At 39.8% G+C, this 18,506-nt stretch carries 16 protein-coding genes and 2 riboswitches; of the genes, 11 read left to right on the forward strand and 5 right to left on the reverse strand.

The genetic code is table 11. The features are described 5' to 3' along the window. Positions 1–262 precede the first annotated feature (262 nt). Positions 263–1,390 (forward strand): DUF4261 domain-containing protein, encoded by a 1,128-nt coding sequence (locus AMS59_RS10875; RefSeq protein ID WP_053483777.1) that lies wholly within the window; start codon positions 263–265, stop codon positions 1,388–1,390. 390 nt (positions 1,391–1,780) lie between these two features. Here the strand turns inward: AMS59_RS10875 and AMS59_RS10880 are convergent, their stop codons facing one another. The 5 genes from AMS59_RS10880 to AMS59_RS10900 all read right to left on the reverse strand — a co-directional run bounded on the left by AMS59_RS10880 (position 1,781) and on the right by AMS59_RS10900 (position 8,202). After that, positions 1,781–5,278 carry a S8 family peptidase gene (locus tag AMS59_RS10880; protein WP_053483778.1) on the reverse strand — a complete coding sequence of 1,166 codons (3,498 nt, stop codon included), beginning with the start codon at positions 5,276–5,278 and terminating at the stop codon, positions 1,781–1,783. A 291-nt stretch (positions 5,279–5,569) separates the two neighbouring features. After that, positions 5,570–6,406, reverse strand: a complete 837-nt coding sequence (locus AMS59_RS10885; RefSeq protein ID WP_053483779.1) for an energy-coupling factor ABC transporter ATP-binding protein — start codon at positions 6,404–6,406, stop codon at positions 5,570–5,572. Beyond that, complete coding sequence (gene cbiQ / locus AMS59_RS10890) at positions 6,406–7,176, reverse strand: cobalt ECF transporter T component CbiQ (protein ID WP_053483780.1); 771 nt, start codon at positions 7,174–7,176, stop codon at positions 6,406–6,408. Before cbiQ ends, AMS59_RS10885 begins: the two co-directional genes overlap by 1 nt. A gap of 5 nt (positions 7,177–7,181) precedes the next feature. Then, entirely contained in the window at positions 7,182–7,454 is a 273-nt protein-coding gene (locus tag AMS59_RS10895) for an energy-coupling factor ABC transporter substrate-binding protein (RefSeq protein WP_053483781.1), read from the reverse strand. A gap of 1 nt (position 7,455) precedes the next feature. Beyond that, positions 7,456–8,202: an energy-coupling factor ABC transporter permease gene (locus AMS59_RS10900; RefSeq protein WP_053483782.1), complete on the reverse strand. Its 747-nt coding sequence runs from the start codon at positions 8,200–8,202 to the stop codon at positions 7,456–7,458. A 242-nt stretch (positions 8,203–8,444) separates the two neighbouring features. Then, positions 8,445–8,630, reverse strand: a riboswitch (cobalamin riboswitch). A 228-nt stretch (positions 8,631–8,858) separates the two neighbouring features. Continuing rightward, positions 8,859–9,042: riboswitch (cobalamin riboswitch) on the forward strand. Positions 9,043–9,180: 138 nt separating this feature from the next. On the opposite strand from AMS59_RS10900, the gene AMS59_RS10905 reads away from it, so the two are divergent. The 10 genes from AMS59_RS10905 to AMS59_RS10950 are packed head-to-tail and all read left to right on the forward strand — an operon-like array spanning position 9,181 to position 18,501. After that, positions 9,181–9,552: a ferredoxin gene (locus AMS59_RS10905; protein WP_053483783.1), complete on the forward strand. Its 372-nt coding sequence runs from the start codon at positions 9,181–9,183 to the stop codon at positions 9,550–9,552. Between the two features lie 4 nt (positions 9,553–9,556). Then, entirely contained in the window at positions 9,557–11,227 is a 1,671-nt protein-coding gene (cobJ, locus tag AMS59_RS10910; RefSeq protein WP_053483784.1) for a precorrin-3B C(17)-methyltransferase, read from the forward strand. Positions 11,228–11,241: 14 nt separating this feature from the next. After that, positions 11,242–12,162, forward strand: coding sequence for a sirohydrochlorin chelatase (locus AMS59_RS10915; protein ID WP_053483785.1), 921 nt, complete (start codon positions 11,242–11,244; stop codon positions 12,160–12,162). Beyond that, entirely contained in the window at positions 12,159–12,920 is a 762-nt protein-coding gene (gene cobK / locus AMS59_RS10920) for a precorrin-6A reductase (RefSeq protein ID WP_053483786.1), read from the forward strand. The genes AMS59_RS10915 and cobK overlap by 4 nt, the downstream gene beginning before the upstream one ends. A gap of 12 nt (positions 12,921–12,932) precedes the next feature. Next, positions 12,933–13,592, forward strand: coding sequence for a precorrin-8X methylmutase (locus AMS59_RS10925; protein ID WP_053483787.1), 660 nt, complete (start codon positions 12,933–12,935; stop codon positions 13,590–13,592). Then, positions 13,592–14,725, forward strand: coding sequence for a cobalt-precorrin-5B (C(1))-methyltransferase (locus AMS59_RS10930; protein ID WP_053483788.1), 1,134 nt, complete (start codon positions 13,592–13,594; stop codon positions 14,723–14,725). Before AMS59_RS10925 ends, AMS59_RS10930 begins: the two co-directional genes overlap by 1 nt. After that, complete coding sequence (gene cbiE / locus AMS59_RS10935; protein ID WP_082337462.1) at positions 14,682–15,902, forward strand: precorrin-6y C5,15-methyltransferase (decarboxylating) subunit CbiE; 1,221 nt, start codon at positions 14,682–14,684, stop codon at positions 15,900–15,902. Before AMS59_RS10930 ends, cbiE begins: the two co-directional genes overlap by 44 nt. Further along, positions 15,895–16,602 carry a precorrin-2 C(20)-methyltransferase gene (gene cobI / locus AMS59_RS10940; RefSeq protein WP_053483789.1) on the forward strand — a complete coding sequence of 236 codons (708 nt, stop codon included), beginning with the start codon at positions 15,895–15,897 and terminating at the stop codon, positions 16,600–16,602. Before cbiE ends, cobI begins: the two co-directional genes overlap by 8 nt. After that, positions 16,602–17,387, forward strand: a complete 786-nt coding sequence (cobM, locus tag AMS59_RS10945) for a precorrin-4 C(11)-methyltransferase (protein WP_053483790.1) — start codon at positions 16,602–16,604, stop codon at positions 17,385–17,387. The genes cobI and cobM overlap by 1 nt, the downstream gene beginning before the upstream one ends. Continuing rightward, positions 17,380–18,501 (forward strand): cobalt-precorrin 5A hydrolase, encoded by a 1,122-nt coding sequence (locus tag AMS59_RS10950; RefSeq protein WP_053483791.1) that lies wholly within the window; start codon positions 17,380–17,382, stop codon positions 18,499–18,501. Before cobM ends, AMS59_RS10950 begins: the two co-directional genes overlap by 8 nt. The last annotated feature ends 5 nt before the right edge of the window (positions 18,502–18,506 follow it).

Below are 18,506 nucleotides of genomic sequence, written 5' to 3' on the forward strand. Positions count from 1 at the left end.
TCGCTTCGTTGGCACTACGCTTTCGCACAGACAAAACATGTTGCTGTCGCTTCGTTGGCACTACGCTTTCGCACAGATAACATTTGTTGCTGCCGCTACGCTTTCCTGAAAAAGACATTTATTAGTCTAAAGCCCCAGGCGGAATAGAAACAGAAATAGAAGTAAATTACTAATTTTTAGGGAAATTCTCGATTCATTATTCATCTTCCTAAAAGTTGGTAGTATAATTGTAGAATCATACATTCATAAAGGGGAGAAATTAATGACAGCTCAACAACAAGCAGCAATGCAATCCATGATTGATTGGCTAGCAGATGAACACGAACTTGGGCAAGAACCAAAGAAAATAGAAATTGCAGCAGAATTTGATTTACATGATATGCACTACTATATTTTCAAGTATAAAAAAACAATGCTTGGAAAATGGCTCCTTGGTGTATGCGGAGGCTATGAGGACCCGTCTGACACCGAGCATTGTGGCCATATATTTAGCGAGATGCAACCCTATGACCCTGCGACTGCAGAGCAAGAAGCTGTAAAGATGGTAGAATTAATCCGAGAATACTGGATGCAGCAGGCTGCAGCATATGAAGCTAGCCAATCCATGGAGGACGAGACGGAAACGCAAGACAGTGGATCTGGTATTTTTAATGGGTTCGTTCTGCTTAACTCTGCAGAATGTGATATTGATCAGATAAAAGCCAACCTTTTGAGTGATTGGGACATCTCTTGCTCATCGGCAGAGGATGAGGAAAACGACGAAGAAACAGAGGAAGGAACGTTGGTCTTTGAAGTGGATGACTGCATGTTAGCGGTTAGTTTTGTCGAGGCTCCCGTACCAGATGGTGAGGCTGAGTATTATGCACAGGGCAACTACATGTGGAAGGAAGCGGTGGAGGTGACTCAAACGCATGTAGCTCAAATCATACTGGCTGCATTTACTCGCTCCGGCTCCCCACTGGACAGTGGCAGGCTATACACGAAGCTGGCGGCCAGTTGTTTAAAGCTTCCTAACGCTATAGGGATCTATACATCTGGTACCGTATTCCAGCCTGAACTTTTTCAGGATATGGCTGAAATCATGAAAAATGATGACATGTTGCCTTTACTAAATCTTGTTTATTTCGGCCTGGTCGGAACGGAAAAAGGGGTAGATGGATATACCTATGGGTTAAAAGCCTTTAGTAAGGATGAAATTGAAATTCTGGACAGTCAAGCAACTCCTGCCGAGCTACGTGACTTTTTGATTACAATTTCCGGATATATTGTAGAAGAGAACGTCACTTTAAGGGATGGAGAAACGATCGGCTTCTCAGCAGAGCAAAAGCTGCCAATTTCCCGTTCCGAGGGAGTTTATGTCGATGGGGATACTCTTAAAATCAAATACTAATCTTATTCCAAAAAGGCGCCGTAAAGCTGAACTGCCTCCCAAAATAATAACATGCCCATTGAAATTGGTGTAATTTTCAATGGGCATATATTTTTATTGTCTTTCTTAGAAGCCCTCGTTATGTGAAGGGATAGGAGTGAAGACAGGGCAACTCCTTGGAGATAAGAGAACCAGTAGGGTAGGGGTGCCTTCTTTTAAAGGACTAATGTTCTTTTTTTAATATAAGTTGCTAGACGGGCTCCACCTGTGTTGAATGTATATAGAAAACACTAATGCATAATAAAAAAATCCCCTAGATTTTCATCATCTAGGGGATAATCCTTTTACACTATATTCAACTGAAAATTCTATTTTTCTACTAAGTTCATTTTTTCAGTCAAAAGGTATATCCTACTTTATTTCAAGTGTATACGGTTGAGTACTAGCTTTGCCGTAATATTCACTTACTTCAATATAGTATGTTCCTTTATCCAGTTCGACTGTTCCTACTTCATCATCACCAGCACCGTAAAGATCTAAAGTTTCTACTGTTTTTCCTGATGCATCAATAATACGGATGACGCCATCTAGTGCTTTTTCTGTTTTAAGAGAGAATAACACATCGCGTTTGCTGTCGTTTTTAAATTCAAAATAGTCTTTATCACCAAATGGAACACCTGCATTTAGATTTTGAGTAGCTACCCATTTATCGTCTTTTTTCGTAAGTACAGTTGGCTTTGTCGGAATACCGTTAACTAACTTGGAATCTGCATCTTCATCTGCATTTTTGTGATCAAACAACGTTAAAGTATATGGTTGGATTGATACTTGTCCAATATTGCTTCCGTTAAGAACAATAAAATATCCGTGATCTTTTTTTGCTTTAAAAGAAGTATTTACATCAGTAGTCCCTCCAAGACCGAGTAGCATTTGAATGAGATCTTCACCTTGTCCAAATGGAATTTCTGTTGCCAATTCTTCTGGATCAATATCCATATTACCATTAGTATCTTCAATAATGGAGCCTGAAAACTTTAATTCTTTTTGAAGTTCTTTAGGTAATTGATCTAGCTGTTCTTTTGTAAATGGTTCAGAAGAAACAAGAAGACTCATGACTTCATCTTTGCCCTTTTGTTTATAGTAGTAGAAATCAGTATCATCTTGATAAATGAGATGATCTTTATAAGCGATACCAGGTTTAATCGTTTTTGCAGCTATTGGTGTGTTATGATTTCTACTATCGTCTTCTGGAATTGCTGCCATTTTACTAGTTTTAAGTGTATATGGTTCAGCAGAACGGTCGCCAAGATTCATTACTTTTACAACATAGGTTTTGTCCTTTTTCAATGCAATTGTCTTAGCATCGTTTGGATCACTTGTTGATCCAAAAAGTAGACTCAGGAACCCCATATCATTACTTAATGAAGAAACTGGGATTAATCCATTTGTTTCCTCATCATATTCAAATATAGTACCAGCTGGTTTCTGGTTTATGCCTTTTTGAATTTGGAAACCATATATGGCATCTTCTTTAGCTGTAAATGTGAAGTAATCTTCATCATCTTCAGTTTGGAAGTATGCTTTTTGATCTTGACCAATATCAAAACGAATCGCTTGATCCATGATTTGGCCAACGTCTTCAGGTTGTCCCATAGCATCTGGGTTCATGAACATATTCATAAAATCATTTCGTTGATTACGTTTTTTTGTTTTATATTCAGTTAAAGGTAAAATATCCTTTTGTTTGTTGTTTTCTAGCATTCCTGCATTTAATGGAAGACCGTCTTCGTCTTTAGGAAGGGTAACGACTTCACCTTTTAATGTGTAAGGAATGATTGATTCACTAACAGTTTGTTCAGTATCAATACCGCCGCTAAAGAACATAGCAAGTGAAAAATTGATACGGTTTTTATTAGATACGTTTATTACATACTCTTCACCTGGCATAGCATCGACAACCAAGCTTACTCCATCGCCTTTATCCATACCATAAGATGCTCGGATTGGAAAGGCCTCATGTAAACCTTCAGCATTGTCTTCCTCTGTTGGTACATTCACTAAGTCTTCTTTTCGATAAAGCTCCATGGATGCTGTAACACCTGGAATACCAGATAGATCAAATTTCAATGTCGTTGGTTCATTCACTGAAAATGTAAAATAATCTTGGTCACCTAGGTGATCTTCAGAAAGTAGGGTATAGTTTTTCCCAGCTGTACTGAATGGGAATTTTTCGATTTTATCCATATGTTCCATATCTAATGCATCAATTGGTAATTTTTTAGTCGTTTGAGCTGTAAAAATGTAGTTAGATTCGCCCTTTGAGCTATAGCTACCATTATGATCTTTAACTCCAATCAGAAGGGTACCCTTTTGATCTGCTTCATATAGGTATCCTTCTTGCTTGCCTATGCGAACATCATTGACATTAATTGGTTTTACTTCTTCGTTGTGACCTTCAGGGTAGAAGTATAAATCAAATGCATAATCGTATTTGTTTGCACCTTTTAATGTCAGTTGAGCATATTCATTTGCGTCTAAATCAACCTTGTACCATTTCTTTTCGTCAGGTAACTTGAATTCACCTTTTTCAGTATTTAATGTATCTTTTTTCAGGACTTTTGCGTTTTTTAGACGCTCTTCTTTTGTTTCTGCATACTGTTTAGGTAGGTTTTTAATATTAAACTGTAATGCTTTCACAGGATCTACAAGGCCATGTCCATATGTAAGATCATAGCCCTTGTCACCTAAATCTTTTGCTGACATTTCGAGAATAGCTTCTATTTCATAAGGCTTTAAATCTGGATATTTTGATTTTAATAGGGATGCCACACCTGCAACTACAGGAGAGGCCATCGATGTTCCATTAAATTTTACAAAGGATGATCCTTTTTTCTCATCATGAACTGTACTGTAAATTTCTTCACCAGGCGCTACTAGGTCAACTGATGGACCATAATTTGAATAGCTTGATAGTTTGTTTCGATCATTCGTAGAACCAACACTTATAACGCCTTCGTAAGAAGCAGGGAAGGCGTAATTATCTGTCGATTCATTGCCGGCAGCAGCTACTATGGTAACTCCTTTATCAATCGCTTTCTGAACGGCTTCCCGCATTAATGGGTTATCACCATAGCCACCAAGGCTCATATTGATAACATCAGCGCCTTGCTCGATAGCGTAAAGGATTCCTTGTGCAATGGCGAAATCACTAGCACCATCTTTTCCGTTGAATACATCAATTGGAAGAATCTTGGCATTTGGATTAATCCCATGTCCTCCAATACCATTATCTTTTGCAGCTCCAACAATTCCTGCTACATGTGTTCCATGCTCATTAGGATAAGAAGTATTGGCAGGTGCTGCTGCATTATATGGTGGAAGCACTTGAGATTTTAAATCTGGATGTTTAAAATCCACACCACCATCGATAACTGCTACTTTTACCTCTTTGTTACCTGCTAATTCTAGTGCTTTATCAATTTGAAGAAGATTCAAATGATACATATCCTGTTTCTTTGGATCTACTTTAGTGCCAAAGGAATGATACACGTAGCTTGGGGATACACTTTTAACCCCTTTTTGCTGGGCATAATATGCAACTGCCTTTTCTAGATTTGTTCCTTTGTTAAGTTGGATTACATCGTAACCTAATGAAGGAATAGAGCGGATCACTTTTGAGCCAATTTTTTTGTGCACATTTTTATCAAGACCTGAATGTTTGACAATAATAGTATCCTGACTAATCCAGTCATTTTGATTCTTGACTGTTTGTTCCTTATTGCTAGCTAGTTTCACTAACTCTTGGTTCTTTGCTGTTTTTTGTGGCGCTTCAGCAAAGGCAGAAGTAGCAGGAACCATTAGTGCAGCAGATGCTACTAAAGCGATTGATTTTTTTGACCAGTTTTTCAACTGTTTCCCTCCTTGAGTGTTCCAAATATTTGTGACATCTATACTAATACGAATGAGTGATAGAAAAGTTTCGTAAATACATATATATTTTTACAAAAGTACCATTCTATATTTTACCATATTTGCCCCGTTTTAAAAATATGTAAAAGGGAGGTCAGGTCGAATATCCTCCCAAGACCAAAAAAGAGTCCATTTCCTTAATAAAGGGTACACTTCTACTCTATTTGTGAGATTGGAGTAGGAGCGTGGATTCAATCATAATTGAATAGTACCAACTTTGGTCAAATTGTCTTAAAGTAGCTCAATAAGTTTGTGTAAATCTTCCTTTGAACGAGGCATTTTGATGTTTTTCTCAAATAATTTTTTGTTTTGTAAGGCAATGGCCATTTCAAAGACCCATGGGCGTTCAAGATGGGCTCTTTCAAGCATATCCTCTTGAAAGAACATTTCAACTGGATCCCCATTATAAATAATTCTCCCAGCTTCCATCACGATTATTTGATCTGCCCATTCATAGGCTAATGGAATATCATGCGTAGCCAGTAAAATTGTTCGTTCACCGTTCTCTAACGTAGCTAAATACTGTAAAACTTGTGCACTATAATAATTATCTAGCCCAGCTGTCGGTTCATCTAATAATAAAATGGAAGGTTCCATTGCAAGTACTCCTGCCATTGCGACACGTTTTTTCTGTCCAACACTTAAAAAATGTATCGGTTTATCTAGCAAAGCTTCGACTTCGGTTTGAACGACAGCCCACGCAATTTTCTCTTCCACTTTTTCAGTTGACCAGCCAAGATTCAGAGGTCCAAATGCAATATCTTGCTTAACTGTGCCAGAAAAAAGCTGGTTGTCTGCATCCTGAAAAACAATGCCAACCTGTTGACGCAATTCTTTTAATGCTTTTCTACTATAGTTAAGTTCTTCTCCACAAAAGGATATACTTCCAGCAGTAGGCTTCAAAATACCATTTAAATGCTGGAATAACGTTGATTTTCCAGCTCCGTTATGTCCAAGTAAAGCGATTTTTTTTCCCTTTGGAATTTGAAGTGTAATATCGGTTAAGGCATGAGTTCCATCTGCATAAGCGTAGGATAAATGTGTTAAATCAAAGTATAAATCTGTCATCAGAAAAAACCTCCATAAATGATGAGGAGTATAAAAATAGCAGCAATACCAACCCAATTTTTCGTGTTATAGATAACATCATCTTGCCAATAGACAGTTTCGCCACCACGCGCTTCCATCGCATTGTTTAGCTCACGACTGCGTTGGAACATCTCGACAAATAAAGCTGCAATCAGCATTGATACCGAGCGAAGCCACTGCATAGGGGAGCTATATCCTAAACGAGCCTGCTGGGCAAGATGGATTTTTTGCATACTATCTAAAAAGATAAAAATAAAACGATACGTTAGCTCTACTAGCTCTACAAATAGAGTTGGAAGTCGCCATTGTCGTAGCACGTAACAAATAGATTGAACTGAGGTTGTGAGAATTAAAAAATACAAACAGCTAATGCTACCAAGGACAATGCAAAAAAGCTGTTGCGCTGTCACGAGGCTCGCACTGCCGATAAAAATCGTCCATTTATGAAGAGAAAATGACCAAATATTTGAAGGTAGATTGCTAGTTGTTGGCGCTATAGAAATTAAAATTGACACTAAACTTGATAGTAAAAAAAATCCAGGTAGCAATAGTAATTTTGCGTAATATTTTGTAGGGATTTTTGCACCTAAAATGATAAAAGCACTCATCACAATAAATGTAATGAGTGAAATTCGTTCATCTCTCATGATAAGCGACAAGATAAGCAGTCCAAGGGATAATGTCATTTTTTCTAACGGATGAACAGATGCTAATTTATTCATATAAGCATACTTATCAATGAGTAACATAGCGTTTAACCTTCTTTATGCTTGCCGCGCATTAAGCCGATGAAATAGCCGATAAATCCAGCGCCAATAGCAGCTTGTAGTGCGAATAATAAGCTTTCAATTTCACCGCTTGGTGGCTCCCATAAGCTTTCAAACCATGGCTCGTAGCTAGCATCTATTTCACCAATAGCTGCCTCCGCTTCGCCATCAGCCCCTCCGAATTCTGCGCCCTTTTGAATAAATAGGGGGACGATTGCTAGTAACACAACAATTGCTAAAAGCAGTAAGTTTTTTTTCATTTTAGTGTGCCTCCTTTGCTGAGAAAACACGTAGAGCTTTTAATTCACTCACATTGTATTTTTTCAGGAAGTTCATAACGATCACTGTTAAAATTCCTTCACTAACAGCTAGAGGGATTTGTGTTAACGCAAAAATACCAGCAAACTTTGTAAATGAAGCCATAAAGCCTCCGACCTCGGAAGGGAAGGCAAGAGCTAATTGGACAGAAGTGACAACATATGTACCTAAATCACCAAGCATTGCTGCTAAAAAGACAGCAATGGAAAATGATAGTCCTATTTTTTGTGAGCCCTTAAATACATAGTAAGCGATAATCGGGCCCATAATTGCCATAGAGAAGGTATTTGCCCCTAATGTTGTAAGCCCACCATGTGCTAAAAGTAAAGCTTGGAATAATAATACGATTGTTCCGATAACACTCATCGCTAATGGTCCAAAAAGAACTGTTCCCAGCCCAACCCCAGTTGGATGAGAGCAACTCCCCGTTACAGAAGGAATTTTTAAGGCAGATAGTACAAAGGCAAAGGCACCCGATAGCCCTAATATCATTTTTGTTTCAGGATTTTCATCAATGGTTTTACGAATAGAACGTAATCCTAAAATAATAAAAGGAATCGAAATGACCCACCAAAAAATCGCCCATTCAATTGGCAAAAAGCCCTCCATAATGTGCATCGCAAATGCACGATTTGGCACGAATAAAAATGCCAATAAAAAATAACTAAGCTTCCAACCTGAAAATTTCAAAAATCTCTCCTCCTCATATTAAAATTTTTAGAAATAGTATGCGTGACATCCGCCGGAGGCTTTTTTTCATTCAGTAGGTGTTTTGGTCCTGTTGGAACCATATCTGTACTCATCTACCACCTTGAGATGGCGTTACTTCTGAATAAAAAAAAGCACTTTTCCGATAGTGGAAAAGTGCATAGCTGAAAAAATGCAAATAAAATTCTAATTTGCTAAGCCGCACACCCATCCTCGTAGGTTGAAACGATCACATATTTTTCGGCAGGTCTCCTGGCTTTAGTTCAACGTTTTATAGGCCTTCCCATCCTTTGGACAGTGACATTATCTATAAAACTCTCTAGTACAGTGGCGGGACCGCGCCGGACTTGAACCGGCTTCCCTTTTAAGCGAAATGACGAACAATTCGCACCGAAAAAAGATGAAGTTGTGAGATTTCACGACAAAGTGTAACATGATTTTCCATATATACGCTATACTTTTTATAAAAAAATTTTCAATTGAGGATTTATGTCGAAAATTCGGATAAATCGACAATGGATGTGACTTTTTTCTCTAAAAAATTAATAAAAATGTCACAAATTAAAAAAGAAATATTGAATTTTTTAAATAATAAGATATGATAGAGACAGTTTTCTATTACATTAAATATCATAATTTCATATAAAACATTCATAAGTGCTTGAATATTTTCAAGATAATAGGGAAATCGGTGATAATCCGATACAGCCCCCGCTACTGTAATAGCTGATGAAATCGCGGATGCCACTAGTGAAAACTGGGAAGGCGCGAAAGTAAATGGAAGCTTAAGTCAGGAAACCTGCTTATGTGATGATGCATGCAAACTTTTCGGAGGGAGAAGTTGAAGCGAGAGCGAGTACCTGTATATATTCGTTTTTATTTGGCTTCTACTAAACCTTTACTCTTCGTCTAGAGTAAAGGTTTTTCTTTTTCTTAAAAGTAAATGAGGGGAGAACAACTATGACAACTTGGAATTTAGAGGGGATGAAAACACATCTTTTTATTTGCAATGGTAGTAGCTGTATGAAAAAAGATGCTGAAGATATTACACAGGCAATTCGAGATGAAATACAGTTGCTAGCGCTTGATCAGGAAATACATACAACAAGGACCCGCTGTAATGGTAGGTGTAAGGATGCTTGTGTTGTCATTGCTTATCCTCAGGGGAATTGGTACCGTGTGCCGACAACGGAGCATGCGAAGGCACTCGTACAAGATTTAAATCATGAAGCGTTACATAATGAGCATGTTTTTACATTGCGTGAAGGTTCGCTACAGCGTACAGCACAAACAACGGCCATTAAAGGCATTGAAAAGGTGAAAGAGGGGTAACAAGATGGCGCAAAAGGGTAAGATTTTCGTAGTTGGCTTTGGCCCTGGAGACTTTAAACATATTACGACTCGTGCTGTGGAGGCACTACAACAAAGTGATATGATCATAGGCTATAAAACTTATGTTGAACTAATTCAGGATTTAGTTAGTGCAAAGTCGATTATTAGTACTGGTATGACAGAGGAAGTTTCACGTGCACAGGAAGCGGTGCGTCAAGCAGAGGCTGGAAGTATCGTATCGGTTATTTCCAGCGGTGATGCCGGGGTTTATGGAATGGCAGGATTAGTGTATGAGGTATTAATCGAGCTAGGCTGGACGGAAGCAACTGGTATCGAGGTTGAAATTGTTCCAGGTATTTCTGCAATTAATTCGTGTGCAAGTTTACTAGGTGCTCCCATTATGCATGACGCCTGTACGATTAGTTTAAGTGACCACTTAACACCTTGGAATTTAATTGCAAAACGAGTAGAAGCAGCAGCGATGGCAGATTTTGTTATTGCTCTTTATAACCCAAAAAGTGGACGTCGTACGAGACAAATCGTTGAGGCACAACGAATTTTATTAGAATATCGTTCACCAGATACGCCGGTTGGACTAGTAAAAAGCGCGTATCGTGACCGTCAGGAAATTACGATGACTACTCTAGCAGAAATGCTTGAACATGATATCGGCATGTTAACGACAGTTATTATCGGGAATTCAACAACATTCTTTTATGACAATAAAATGATTACGCCACGTGGCTATCAGCGTAAATATACACTTGGTGAAGAAAAACAACCGTTACGACCACATCAACGACTTAAGGAAGAAAATGAACCGTGGGCAATGAATCAAGAAACAGGAGCGGCGCGTAATGATTTTGCGACCGATCCTAATGCCAATCGTATTAAGCCCAGTTTAGCCATAACACCAGAACCAAAGCCTAAAAAATCATCACTGGAAATGGCGACAGCTGCTCTTGCAATGGTGAAGGGAACGAGCGCTGTGAAGGTATCACCTAAGCGTGTTCAACAAAAAATCGAATCCATTTTTGAATTAGCGGTTAGTCCTGGAGTTGCCAATAAGTTTTTTACTCCTCAACAAATGATGACGTTAGCTGAGGTAGTTGGCGAGGAAGGGACGATGGAGTATACACCAGACCATCAAATTCATTTGAAAATTCCAACGTCTGATCCTGAAGAGATTACCGCTAAGCTTCGTGAAGTTGGCTTTTTACTAGCACCCCTTGGTGACGTGCTATCGTTAAAGGCTTGTGACTTCTGTTATGGAGAAAAATACGATTCGATTCCATATGCAGAAGAGATTCAAGAAAAGCTAGGTGGTATGTCGTTACCGAAAACATTAAATATTGGCTTTAATGGCTGCGGTATGGCGTGTTATCGAGCAGTATTCGATGATATTGGCATTGTGTATCGTAAAAGTAAATTTGATGTTTTTATTGGTGCCAAGCCGGTTGGTCGTACAGCACATGCAGCCCAGCCAGTTGTTGAGGGCTTAGAGCCTGAACAGCTCATACCACTTATCACCGACATTATCGAAGAATATAAAGCAAATGCACATCCTAATGAACGTTTGTTTAAATACTTCAAGCGTGTGAAAAAGATATTACATTTTACGTATCAGGATATGTCTTCAAAAATAAAAGTAGAGCCAGCTCCATGCGGCGACTAGTGAGGGGTAATGAGATGAAAGCAGTTTTATTTGTCGGCCACGGGAGCCGTTTAGCAGCAGGAAATGATGAGGTACGTACGTTTATCGAGCAAATGACACCTCGCATTGATGATAGCTTTTTAGTAGAAACTTGTTTTTTAGAGTTCGCTTCACCAAACATTGAAGAAGGTATTACGAACTGTGTGAAGAAGGGTGCTACAGAGGTGCATGTAATTCCGATTATTCTTCTTCATGCTGGACATTCCAAACTACATATTCCAGCAGAAATCGAACATGCACGTGAGCATTATCCAAATATAACGTTCACATACGGTCAAACAATCGGAATCCACGAAGAAATATTTGCTATTTTAGAAGACCGTTTAAAAGAAATCGGCTTTAATGCTGAAGAAGAACATCAGGATACTGCCATTTTATTAATTGCACGAGGCGGCAGTGACCCATATGCAAATGGTGATTTTTATAAAATAACACGTCTATTATGGGAAAAACTCCCGGTCAAGTATGTGGAAAGCGCTTTTATGGGTGTCACAGATCCACGTGTTGAAGAAGGAATTGAACGTTGTGTGAAGCTTGGTGCTAAAAAAATCATTATGCTACCGTACTTTTTATTCACAGGTATCCTAATGGAACGTATGAATGGCATGTGCAAGCAATTTAACGAAAAATATGCTGACTGTGATATTCAAATTGCTAATTATTTTGGCTATCATGAGCGTTTACAAAATGTGCTATTAGAGCGTATTGAGCAAGCTGTAAATGGTACATCAACAGGTATGCAAGATCTAGAAAATTATCGTGCTTATGCGGCAGTGCATGGACATGCGCATCATCATCACCACCATGAACACGATCATGACCATGACCACCATCACCACGAGCATGATCACGACCATGACCATCATCACCACCATGAAGAGGAGCCAGTGAAATGATTTTCATGTTAGCAGGGACGAGCGATGCTAGGAGTCTAGCACTTGAATTACAGTCAGCAGGTTATGCTGTGACAGCTACGGTCGTTACTGAATCAGCCGCTTCAAGCCTTGCAGAAGTCGGTCTTCCTCATTTAATCGGTCGTTTAACAGCAGAGGAAATGGCGACGATTATCACAGAGCAAGGATACCGTTTAGTTGTAGATGCCTCTCATCCATTTGCTGAAGAAGCTTCAAAAAATGCCATGGCAGCAGCTGAGCAAGCGAATGTTCCGTATATACGCTATGAACGTGCACATGAGCATTATGCCCATCCACTAATTACGGTTGTGAAGGATTATGAGGAGGCTGCCCATTTAGCAGCGGAAAAACGTGGTGTCATTATGCTAACGACGGGCAGTAAAACACTTGCAACCTTTACAAAGGTGTTACATGGCTTAGAACATACACGAGTGATTGCACGTATGCTACCTCGACTCGATAATATGGAAAAATGTGAAGCACTTGGTGTGGCACAAAGAGATATTGTTGCCATACAGGGCCCTTTTTCTAAGGAATTAAACGAAGCACTCTTTCGTCAATATGATGTGACATTGATGATAACGAAAGAAAGCGGCAAGGTTGGCTCGGTGGATGAAAAGCTAGAGGCTGCCCTCGCATGTGGCATTGAAACGATTTTAATCGCAAGACCAAATATAAAATACGGACAGCAATATTCTACATTTGAAGATGTATTACAAGCTGTACAAAACACACTTTAGGAGGCAATACAAATGGACTTTAAAACAGATTTCAAACCATTAACAGTAGACCCAGATAAAATTTACGATTACAGTTTTTCAATTATTGCAGAGGAAATGGGCGAGCATAATTTCTCAGAGGATGAGTGGAAAGTTGTACGTCGCATCATTCACGCGTCTGCAGACTTTGAATTAGGACGTAGCGTTATTATTACACCAGGAGCACTTGAGGCAGGTATTAAATCAATCCTTGCTGGTCGCCATGTCATTGCAGATGTGCAAATGATTGAAAGTGGTTCAGGGAAAAAACGATTCCAAAAGCATGGTGGCGATTTACACTGTTATATTGCAGATGAAGACGTATCGATTGAGGCGAAAAAACAAAACACAACGCGTGCGATTATCTCCATGCAAAAGGCAGCTAAATTACACGAAGGTGGCATTTATGCAATCGGTAATGCACCGACAGCATTGCTTGAATTAATTCGTTTAATTAAAGAAGGCTTAGCGAAACCAGATTTAATTATCGGTATGCCAGTCGGTTTCGTTTCAGCTGCTGAATCGAAGGAAGAGTTATTAAAACTAGAAGGTATTCCGTATATTACAAATGTTGGTCGTAAAGGCGGTAGTACAGTGACGGTTGCCGCATTGAATGCTGTCTCACTTTTAGCGGATGAACAGGCGAAAAAATAATGGAGCGGAAGCCTAAAAAGGATCCTAAGGACATGCGTCACGGTTATACAACAGGATCCTGTGCGACTGCAGTAACAAAGGCTGCATTACTTGCTTTAATTACAAATGAAGAGCAAGAGACTAGTACCATTCATTTGCCGATTGGGCGAGATGCGACCTTTACGATAGAAAAATGTACATTTCAGCAGGATGCTGTCAGCTGTGAAACGATTAAAGATGCTGGTGATGACCCAGATGCAACACATAAAGCACTCATTATCGGCACAGTAAGCTGGTCGGATATACCAGGTATTCATTTGGACGGCGGAATTGGTGTCGGGCGTGTAACAAAGCCCGGCTTACCAGTACCTGTCGGAGAAGCAGCCATCAATCCAGTACCACGGAAGATGATTCATAGTACTGTACAAGGCGTACTTGATGAATTTCAAATTAAACGAGGCGTTAACGTAGTTATTTCCGTCCCTAAAGGTGAGGAAATTGCTAAAAAAACGTTAAATGGAAGACTTGGTATTATTGGAGGCATCTCCATTTTAGGCACAAGGGGAACCGTCGTGCCTTTTTCAAGTTCCGCTTATATGGCTAGTATTGTCCAAGCGATTAGTGTTGCAAAAGAGGCTGGTTGTGAGCATTTAGTCGTTACGACAGGTGGCCGCAGTGAAAAGTATGCGATGGCACAGTACCCTCATTTGCCAGAGGAAGCGTTTATAGAAATGGGCGATTTTGTAGGCTTTACATTAAAGCATTGTAAACGACTAGGTATGAAGCAAGTATCACTTGTCGGTATGATGGGGAAATTCTCGAAGGTGGCACAAGGTGTCATGATGGTGCACTCCAAAAGTGCGCCTATTGATTTTAACTTTTTAGCGCAATTAGCAGTGGATATAGGTGCAGATGAAGAAACCGTTACGAACGTACGAGAGGCAAACACTGCTTCACAGGTCGGAGAAATTATGGCAGAAAAGGGCTATGATGCATTCTTTAACCACTTATGTGAAGCTTGCTGTTATTCATCATTACATCACATTAAGAGCGGTTTAACGCTTTCCACATCGATTTATTCGATGCAGGGACAATTATTAGGAAGGGCTGATGACATTGCATCGATCGATGAAATTGATTGGGATCGGGGATAACGGACTAGAAAGCTTGCTACCGCAATATGTACAGTGGATTGAAGACTGTGAGGTGCTTGTTGGTGGAGAGCGTGTTCTAGAATTTTTCCCGAACTTTACGGGTGAAAAAGTTTTGATTAAAGGTGGTCTTACAGCACTAGTTGAAAGATTATCTGCAGAAACAAGAAATACTGTTATCCTAGCGTCAGGTGATCCATTATTTTATGGAATTGGTGGTTATTTAGCGAAAAAGCTAGACATTGACGTTTATCCATATATGAGCTCAGTACAGCTTGCTTTTTCAAAGATGGGGGAAAGCTGGCAGGATGCTTATGTCACAAGCATTCATGGGCGCTCCATGAAAGGCTTAGCACAACGAATTGATGGTAAAAAGAAAGTGGCATTGCTAACAGATGCAGAGAATAACCCAAATGCGCTAGCAAGTTATTTAAAGCATTTTGGTATGACAGAATACCGTGCATTTGTGGCAGAAAATTTACAGGGTACAAATGAAAAATACGGCTGGTATTCACTTGATGAATTAGAAATGGCTGATTTTTCTCCGTTAAATGTTGTCATTCTACAGCAAACTTCAGTACCGAAACGCTATGCACTCGGTATCGCTGATGAAGAATTCTCACAGCGTAAGCCAGACAAAGGGCTAATTACGAAAAAAGAAATTCGTGTTTTAAGTTTACAAGCGATGCAGCTACAAAAGGATAGCACGATTTGGGACGTTGGTACATGTACGGGTTCGATGGCCATTGAGGCCGGCAAGCTTGCGCCTGAAGGTCAAATATTTGCAGTGGAGAAAAATGCTCCTGATTTAGAAAATTGTCTGCAAAATCAGCAAAAGTTCCGTGTAGATATTACAGCTATTCATAGTAAAGCGCCAGCAGGACTTGAAAACTTCCCTGATCCGGATGCGATTTTTATCGGCGGAACAGGAGGAGAAATGGTAGAGCTATTACAATTATGCTGTACACGCTTAAAGCCGAATGGTCGTATTGTCTTGAATGCTGCAACAATTGAAAATTTATATAAGGCAGTCGAAGCGTTTAAGTCTTGTGGCTTTGCTGTAGACATATTACAGGCACAGCTTGCGCGCAGTAAACCAATATTAGATATGACACGTTTTGTCCCATTAAATCCGATTTACATTATTTCTGCACATCGAAAGGAAGAAAATCATGAGTAATCTTGGTATTTTATATGGCTTGGGCGTAGGTCCTGGCGATCCAGAGTTAATTACAGTTAAGGCATTCCGCATCATTCAGGAATCGCCTGTTATTGCCTATCCGAAAAAACTAAAAGGCAGTAAAAGCTATGCCCATCGTATCGTAGATGTCTACATTAACCCAGAAGAAAAGGATATGCTTGGCCTAGTATTTCCAATGACAAAAGATGAGGCTGTATTAGAACGCGAATGGACGAAATCAGTGGAACTTGTCTATGAAAAATTAAAAGAAGGTAAGGACGTCGCATTCGTAACAGAAGGTGACCCATTATTATATAGTACGTTCATTCATATGATGAAGCTTATGCAGGACATGCACCCTGACGTTGAAATTCAAACAGTTCCTGGTATTTCTTCGTTCAATGGTTCAGCATCCCGACTTGGCATTGCGCTAGCAGATGGCGATGATCGTGTTGCGATCGTCCCTGCCCATGATGACTATGATGCAATGCGTGAAGCGATTGAAAGTCACGATGCAGTGGTGTTCATAAAAGTAGCGAAGGTTATTGATTTAATGCTTGAGGTGCTACGTGATTTAGATTTACTTGATAAGGCATCAGTCGTAACAAAGGTAACGTCAGACGAGGAAATTATTTGGGATGTACAAGAGCTAGACGGTGTCGATTTAGAATATTTAACGTTAATGGTGGTGCGTAAATAATGAAGAAAATATATATTGTCGGTGCTGGTCCTGGTGATCCAGATTTAATTACAGTTAAAGGTTTACATATGCTACAAACAGCAGACGTTGTAATGTATACAGATTCTTTAGTGAGTGAGGACCTTATTGCAAAGGCAAAACCAGATGCAGAGGTTATTCGTACAGCAGGTATGCATTTAGAGGAAATGGTAGCGGTCATGGTAGATCGTGTCAACGCGGGTAAAGTAGTAGCTCGTATGCATACAGGAGACCCTGCGATGTACGGAGCCATCATGGAGCAGGTGGCCCTATTAAAAAAAGAAGGCATTGGCTACGAGGTTATTCCTGGTGTTAGCTCTGTCTTCGCTTCTGCTGCGGCAATCGGAGCAGAATTAACAATTCCTGACTTAACACAAACACTTATTTTAACGCGTGCCGAAGGACGTACACCTGTACCAGAATTTGAAAAGCTACGTGATTTAGCGAGTCATCATTGTACAATTGCCTTATTCTTGAGCGCAACGCTAACAAAGAAAATAGTAAAAGAATTACAGAATGCTGGCTGGTCTGATGATACACCAGTAGCTGTTATTCAACGAGCTTCTTGGCCAGATCAAAAAATCGTACGTACAACATTAATTGAACTGGATGAAGCAATGCGTGTGAATGGTATTCGTAAGCATGCGATGATTTTAGCTGGCTGGGCATTAGATCCGACTATTCATGATAAAGATCAATATCGTTCGAAATTATATGATGCTACCTTTACACATGGCTTTAGAAAAGGCGTGAAGACAAGTGATTGAGTTACAAGAGGGTGTATTACCAGAGGTTGACCAACGAAATCCTTATGCGGTTGTAGCCATTACAAAGCACGGTGTTCAAATCGGACGTCGCTTGCAGCATACTTTTGCTGCGAGCGATTTATATTACATGAGTAAATTTGAACAGGGTGATGAAGCAGAAAAGCATATTCAAATGTTTACAGGTACTGTGCGCTTACTGCTGCCTACTCTTTTTAAGCAATATAAAGGCTTAATTTTAATCATTTCACTAGGTGCAGTTGTACGCATGATAGCACCGATTTTAAAGGATAAAAAGACGGACCCAGGCGTAGTTGTCATTGACGACCGTGGAGAAAACGTGATTAGCGTGTTATCGGGACATTTAGGTGGCGCGAATGAACTGACACATGAAGTAGCTGCAGCACTTGGAGCAAATCCAATTATTACGACAGCCTCAGATGTACAAAAGACCATTCCTGTTGATTTATTTGGTGCCCGTTTTGGCTGGGTATGGGATAGTGCCGATAAACTGACACCTGTCAGTGCCTCGGTTGTCAACGAGGAGCACGTTGCAATCGTGCAGGAAACGGGGGAACTTGACTGGTGGATGCGTGATACAGCTATGCCGGAGCAAATTAAAATGTATCCTTCAACTTATGCTGCAATTGAAGCAAAACCACACGCGACATTGCTAATTACTGATCGCATCATTGATCCAGAAGAAGAAGTACTTCTTGAAAATGGTGTTATTTATCGACCAAAATCGGTCGTGCTTGGCATGGGCTGTAATCGTGGGACATCAGTGGAAGAAATTGAGCAAGTCATTGATGAAACCCTTGCAGAGCTGAAGCTTTCGAAAAAAAGTGTGAAAGCGCTATGTACGATTGATTTAAAGAAGGATGAGCAATGCTTCCTAGAAATAACAAAGAAATACGATTGGGAGTTTGTAACATATTCACCGGCGGAATTAAATGAAATTGATTTCCCATCCCCTTCGGAAACTGTTTTTAAATATACAGGAGCATACGGGGTGAGTGAGCCTGCAGCAATGCGTTATGCGCAGGTGAAGTCGCTTGTGCTAGAAAAGAAAAAATCGGGCAATGCTACAATCTCTGTTGCTAGATTAACATTTTAAGGAGG

The sequence above is a fragment of the Lysinibacillus sp. FJAT-14745 genome (genome assembly GCF_001275675.1).
In the GTDB taxonomy this organism is placed as follows: Bacteria; Bacillota; Bacilli; order Bacillales_A; family Planococcaceae; genus Lysinibacillus.

Coding starts and splice junctions, on each gene's coding strand:
- cbiQ (WP_053483780.1), bottom strand. CDS start 7,176: ATGTTACTCATTGATAAGTATGCTTATATGAATAAATTAGCATCTGTT.
- AMS59_RS10905 (WP_053483783.1), top strand. CDS start 9,181: ATGACAACTTGGAATTTAGAGGGGATGAAAACACATCTTTTTATTTGC.
- cobI (WP_053483789.1), top strand. CDS start 15,895: ATGAGTAATCTTGGTATTTTATATGGCTTGGGCGTAGGTCCTGGCGAT.
- AMS59_RS10925 (WP_053483787.1), top strand. CDS start 12,933: ATGGACTTTAAAACAGATTTCAAACCATTAACAGTAGACCCAGATAAA.
- cbiE (WP_082337462.1), top strand. CDS start 14,682: ATGACATTGCATCGATCGATGAAATTGATTGGGATCGGGGATAACGGA.
- cobJ (WP_053483784.1), top strand. CDS start 9,557: ATGGCGCAAAAGGGTAAGATTTTCGTAGTTGGCTTTGGCCCTGGAGAC.
- cobK (WP_053483786.1), top strand. CDS start 12,159: ATGATTTTCATGTTAGCAGGGACGAGCGATGCTAGGAGTCTAGCACTT.
- AMS59_RS10885 (WP_053483779.1), bottom strand. CDS start 6,406: ATGACAGATTTATACTTTGATTTAACACATTTATCCTACGCTTATGCA.
- AMS59_RS10895 (WP_053483781.1), bottom strand. CDS start 7,454: ATGAAAAAAAACTTACTGCTTTTAGCAATTGTTGTGTTACTAGCAATC.
- AMS59_RS10930 (WP_053483788.1), top strand. CDS start 13,592: ATGGAGCGGAAGCCTAAAAAGGATCCTAAGGACATGCGTCACGGTTAT.
- AMS59_RS10915 (WP_053483785.1), top strand. CDS start 11,242: ATGAAAGCAGTTTTATTTGTCGGCCACGGGAGCCGTTTAGCAGCAGGA.
- cobM (WP_053483790.1), top strand. CDS start 16,602: ATGAAGAAAATATATATTGTCGGTGCTGGTCCTGGTGATCCAGATTTA.
- AMS59_RS10875 (WP_053483777.1), top strand. CDS start 263: ATGACAGCTCAACAACAAGCAGCAATGCAATCCATGATTGATTGGCTA.